Source organism: Agreia sp., assembly GCF_964263775.1.
GTDB lineage: Bacteria > Actinomycetota > Actinomycetes > Actinomycetales > Microbacteriaceae > Agreia.
Map to the genome: position 1 here is coordinate 1 of NZ_CAXVWM010000087.1, position 5,158 is coordinate 5,158.

The following is a 5,158-nucleotide window of genomic DNA, read 5'->3' on the forward strand; positions in this document are numbered from 1 at the left end:
GTCGTGGCTGACCACGACGACCGCGCCCGGAAAATGCATCAACGCGCGTTCCATCACCTGCGTGCTGGCGAGGTCGAGATGGTTTGTCGGCTCGTCGAGCAGCAGAACGGATGCGCCGGACAGCAGGCATTGGGCCATCGCGACGCGGGCGCGCTGGCCGCCGGACAGCTCACGGATGCGCTTCTTGAGGTCGGCGTCAGAGAATTGGAACATGGCGAGGAAGCGGCCCACCGACTTGCGCGTCGCGGTGAGGGCGAGGCTGTCGGGCAGGGCGTTCACCGCGTGGGTGACCGTATCGTCGAGGTCGAGGTCGTCGAGCATGCGGTTGTAAGAGATCACTTTCGCGCCTGGTGCCCAGTCGACGTGGCCCTGGTCGGCCTTTTCATCCCCCGTGAGCACGCGCAACAGCGTGCTCTTGCCGCTGCCGTTGGCGCCGAGCACCACGATGCGATTGCCCCGTCGAATCTCGAATCCCAGGCCAGTGAACAGCATCCTGTCGCCGTACGACTTCTCGAGCCCGTCGACCCGACAGAGCACGTCTTTGACGTGCAGACCGCCGTAGATCTCGCTGATGATCTGGTCGACAGGGCGGGGAGCCCTCGACTTCTTGATGTGCGACAGCTGCTTGTCGAGTTTCTTGCTCGAGGCCTTGGCCGCCTCGCGTCGGTCGGCGATTCCCTCTGCCTCGAAGGCGAGGAGCTCGTTCTCGTGCACGAACTGGGCCTCGAGCGTCTTCAGCCGAAACTGTTTCTGCACGATGTACTCGCCGAAGTTGCCCGGATATTCGTGCAGGTGAAAGTTCTCGAGCTCGATGATCCGCGTCACGACCCCATCGAGGAACGCGCGATCGTGCGACACGATGACGGCGGCGCCGTGGAAGTCGCGGAACCACGACTCGAGCCATTCGACCCCGGCCACATCGAGAAAGTTCGTCGGCTCATCGAGCAGCAGCACATCGGGATCTTCGAGAAGGATCTTTGCGAGCGCGGCGCGGTTTCGCCATCCGCCCGAGAGCTCGTCGATCGTGCAGACCCGGTGGGCCTCGGTGAAGCCCAGGGTCGTGAGTGCCTGGTCGATCGTGCGCGGATAGTCCCAGCCATCGAGCCTGTCCATCTCGGCGAAGAGCTCGGCCTGGCGTTCGATCAGCGCATCGAGCGCGGGCCCGCCCGATGGGTCGGCGGCGATTGCCGCATCGATCGCTGCGAGTTCGTCTTCGACGGCGTGCACCTCGACGAACAGGGCGTCGAGAACCTCGGTGATGCTCTGCTCGCCGTTCAGTTCGGAGAACTGCGAGAAGTAGCCGATCCGAACGCCGGATTCGACGGTCACGGTTCCGACATCAGGCTGCACCTGGTCGAGTACGAGTTTGAGCAGCGTCGTCTTGCCCGATCCGTTTCGCCCGATGAGCCCCACGCGGTCTGTGGCTTCGAGACGAAAGAACGCCTCGCGCAGAATCTGCGTCTTCTCGACCGTCACGCTCACGTCGTTCAGGCGGATCAAGCTCACGATTGTTCCTTACGTGCGAAGTTTCGATGGCGGATGTCGTCGCTGTTCGGGGCGCCGGGCGCAGGGTTCGATCAGTCCCAGTCGAGGTAGTCCTCGATGGCCCACGACGTCGCACCGACGTTCTCGGAGACGAACATGTGGCCGCCGCCGTCGATGGACACCAGGCTCACCCTGTCGGGCGCAGAGGCCTGCAGTGCCTCGCCGTTCGCGGGTGGGGTGATGTCATCGGCTGACCCCTGGATGACCAAGACGGGCAGGCCCTCGGCGAGCGTCAGGTCTCCAGACTCGACGCCGAGCAGCAGCACTCCGTTGACGCGGTCGTGATGATCGAGGGCCACCGCCCGCGCGATGGATCCACCGAACGCGTGACCGCCCAGCCACGCATCCGTGACGCCGACGGCATCCATGACATCGATGACTCCACTGGCCAGGCCGTGCACGTCTAGGGTCTGCGACCAGGTGCCGCTCGACGCGATGCGCAGCACGCGGAAGTCCTCCTCGGCGAGCAGGTGAGCGAGGGTGCCGAGGTAGTCGATGGCAAGATCCCTGCCCGCAATGAGCACAACCGTCGGGCCGTTTCCCTCGACGGCGTACGGGATCGCCCGTGCGTCGGGTTCGAAGATCTGGGTTTCGGTCATGGTCTGGGCTCCCTTTCGTGCGACGGCCGAGCTCCCGCTCGCCTCCGACACCCTACTGGAGCGAGAAAAGGAAAACACGGGATCAGGGACGCTGGGCCGCTCCGCGTCGTCTCCGGGCGCGCACAAGCTGTCGATAGCCGTCGAGGTCGTCGACCAGGCTGTACTCGACCCGGTGCTCGGCGCCTGAACCTCGTTCGCTCTCGGGGATCTTCGTGATCCGGGCGATCGAGTCCGCATAGAAGTGCAGCTGAATGCCTTCGCCCGCCGATTCGTCCTCGATGGTGAAGACCTCGTTGTGCGCCGCAGCACGATCGGCGACGAACTTCCAGAACTCGTCGGTGGCCGTGCGGGCATCCTCTGGTTGCCAGATCTTCTCGGCATCCTTGTCGTCGGTGAAGATCAGCTTCGTGCGTCTCGCCCTCGCGACGACTGTCGCGTCATCGTCGTCGACGGGTGCGTGTCTGTCTGGCGCGGGCTGCGGCCTCCGAGCACATGAGAAAGCTCACCGAGCGCACCGCCTCATCGACGAGCGCGGGGTGCGCTCGGCGCACGGCTGACTCGACCGATTCGCATGCCGGCACAGGCCTGCTCGGCTGTGGCAACCACTCGCACAACGTCGGGCAGCAGATCGGGGTCGACCGCGTCGACAAGGCGTTTCGGGATAGACGCTCCGCCGTACAGGTAGTGACCCGTGAATCGCAGAATCGCGGTGTCGAGAGGTGCGAGTACCACGCCCGACTCGGCGCGCTGACGCGACGCCTCATACTCCTGCACGCGAGACCAGTTCGAGGTTTCCGTCGCCGAATCCATGGCCGACCAGATCTGCCCCGCCTCGAGAAGCTCGAGATCGGCTCCCTGCGCGATGAGCCGCGCCCTGTCCCACCGGATGCGCCTGAACAGCGCGTCGATCTCGATGGGCTCGGCGAGGAGGATCGGGTCGAGAAGCGCCGCGGCGGCGACTTCGTCGAGCGGCCCGCGGGTTCCCGCGGCATACCAGAGCGAGGTCAAGGCACTGTACAGAAGCAGATGCCTCGCGAGGTCATCCCGGATCACCGCGAGATGACGCTCGTCGATGGCAACCGTGAAGGTGCGCGGGTCGTGGTTGGCGTCGGCTCCGGCAGCCAGTTCGAGCCTGAGGACGCCGCCTTCTCGAATAACACGAGGCATCCACACGTTCGGGCGGGCGAATACCGTCTCTGACATATATCCCTGCTCTCCGATACGAGGTCACACGTTGAAGCGGAACTCCACGACGTCGCCGTCCTGCATCGTGTAGTCCTTGCCCTCGATGCGCGCCTTGCCCTTGGCGCGGGCTTCGGCGATCGATCCGGTCTCGACGAGGTCATCGAATCCGATGATCTCGGCCTTGATGAAGCCCTTTTCGAAGTCTGTGTGGATCACTCCGGCGGCCTGTGGGGCCTTGGCGCCCTTCGGAATCGTCCAGGCCCGCGTCTCCTTCGGACCCGCCGTGAGGTAGGTCTGCAGCCCGAGGGTGTCGAAGCCGATGCGGGCGAGCTGATCGAGGCCGCTCTCCTTCTGACCGGTCGACTCGAGCAGCTCGGCCGCGTCGGCCGGGTCGAGGTCGATGAGCTCCGATTCGAGCTTGGCGTCGAGGAAGATCGCGTGCGCGGGAGCGACCAAAGCCGCGAGCTCGGTGAGTTTCGCCTCGTCGTTCAGCACTCCCTCGTCGATATTGAAGACATAGATGAAGGGCTTGGCCGTGAGCAGGCCGAGTTCGCGGATGGGCTCTAGGTCGACCTTCGATGCCGACAGCGGCTTGCCCGTGTCGAGCCACTCGCGGGCCTCTTTCGCTGCGGCGAGCACCGACGCATCCATCTTCTTGCCCTTGACCTCTTTCTCGAACCGGGTCTCGGCCTTCTCGAGGGTCTGCAGGTCGGCGAGGATCAGCTCGGTGTTGATGGTCTCGAGGTCGCTGGCGGCATCGACCTTGCCGTCGACGTGCACCACGTCTTCGTCGGTGAATCCGCGCACGACCTGGGCGATCGCGTCCGCCTCACGAATGTTCGCCAGGAATTTGTTGCCGAGGCCCTCGCCCTCGCTCGCACCCTTGACAATGCCTGCGATGTCGACGAACGAAACGGGGGCCGGCAGGATGCGCTCGCTCGAGAAGATCTCGGCCAGGGCGGCGAGACGGGCATCGGGAAGGTTCACGACACCCACGTTCGGCTCGATGGTCGCGAACGGATAGTTCGCCGCGAGCACCTGATTCTTGGTCAGGGCGTTGAAGAGGGTGGACTTGCCGACATTGGGCAGACCGACGATTGCAATAGTGAGAGCCACGAGCATCAATCGTACTTGCCCGGCGCGCGGGGTCACTTCGGAACCAGGGTCGGTGCCCCGTGAGAGCATCGAGACGTGCCCCTGAATTTCACTGCCATCGACTTCGAGACCGCTAATTCCTATCGCGAGTCCGCGTGCTCGGTGGGCCTCGTCAAGGTGCGCGACGGGGTCGTCGTCGACGAGACCTCGTGGTTCATCAAACCCGAGGTCGGGTTCGACGAGTTCCTTCCCTGGAACACGAAGATCCACGGCATCTACCGAGAAGACGTCGAAGGCGCGCGCGGCTGGCAGGAGCAGCTCGACGAGCTCGTCGACTTCGTCGGAGACGACCATTTCGTGGCGCACAACGCGGCCTTCGACATGGCGGTCATCCGGGCGGCCAGTGCGGCGGCGAGCGTGGAATGCCCGCCGAACGCGTACGCCTGCAGCCTGCAGATCGCCCGCAAGACGTACGCGCTCGACTCGTATCGGCTGCCCGTAGCGGCGATGGCCGCCGGCTTCGAAGATTTTCGGCATCACGACGCGCTTGCGGATGCCGAGGCGTGCGCGGCCATCATCATCCATGCGGCCGAACGACACGAGGTGAGCTCCATCGAGACCCTCGCCGGGGCGGCCGGCGTCACGATCTCCCGGCTGAGACCGACCGTCGCCGCGCCCGTCGGCTGACGCGCGGCCGATCGCTCGGGCGATGTCGGTGGCCGGTGCAAGACTTC

At 65.0% G+C, this 5,158-nt stretch carries 5 protein-coding genes and 1 pseudogene; 1 reads left to right on the forward strand and 5 read right to left on the reverse strand.

Translation table 11 applies throughout. From position 1 onward, the window contains the following. The 5 genes and pseudogenes from ACE5CZ_RS07135 to ychF form a co-directional block, all read right to left on the reverse strand. Positions 1–1,506: ABC-F family ATP-binding cassette domain-containing protein (locus ACE5CZ_RS07135; protein ID WP_374946639.1), on the reverse strand; the 1,506-nt coding region annotated here is incomplete at its 3' end. Positions 1,507–1,577: 71 nt separating this feature from the next. After that, positions 1,578–2,144: an alpha/beta fold hydrolase gene (locus ACE5CZ_RS07140; protein WP_374946640.1), complete on the reverse strand. Its 567-nt coding sequence runs from the start codon at positions 2,142–2,144 to the stop codon at positions 1,578–1,580. Positions 2,145–2,226: 82 nt separating this feature from the next. Further along, positions 2,227–2,547, reverse strand: a complete 321-nt coding sequence (locus ACE5CZ_RS07145) for a DUF6357 family protein (RefSeq protein WP_374946643.1) — start codon at positions 2,545–2,547, stop codon at positions 2,227–2,229. Between the two features lie 34 nt (positions 2,548–2,581). Next, positions 2,582–3,347, reverse strand: a pseudogene (locus ACE5CZ_RS07150) (DUF6357 family protein). A 24-nt stretch (positions 3,348–3,371) separates the two neighbouring features. Next, on the reverse strand, positions 3,372–4,445 hold the full coding sequence (gene ychF / locus ACE5CZ_RS07155; RefSeq protein WP_374946641.1) for a redox-regulated ATPase YchF: 1,074 nt from the start codon (positions 4,443–4,445) through the stop codon (positions 3,372–3,374). Positions 4,446–4,520: 75 nt separating this feature from the next. Between ychF and ACE5CZ_RS07160 the strand changes: the two genes are divergently transcribed. Beyond that, positions 4,521–5,111 carry an exonuclease domain-containing protein gene (locus ACE5CZ_RS07160; protein WP_374946642.1) on the forward strand — a complete coding sequence of 197 codons (591 nt, stop codon included), beginning with the start codon at positions 4,521–4,523 and terminating at the stop codon, positions 5,109–5,111. Positions 5,112–5,158: the final 47 nt, after the last annotated feature.

Excerpts from the sequence above, each read along its gene's own strand:
- ACE5CZ_RS07140 (WP_374946640.1), bottom strand. The coding sequence starts at position 2,144 with ATGACCGAAACCCAGATCTTCGAACCCGACGCACGGGCGATCCCGTAC.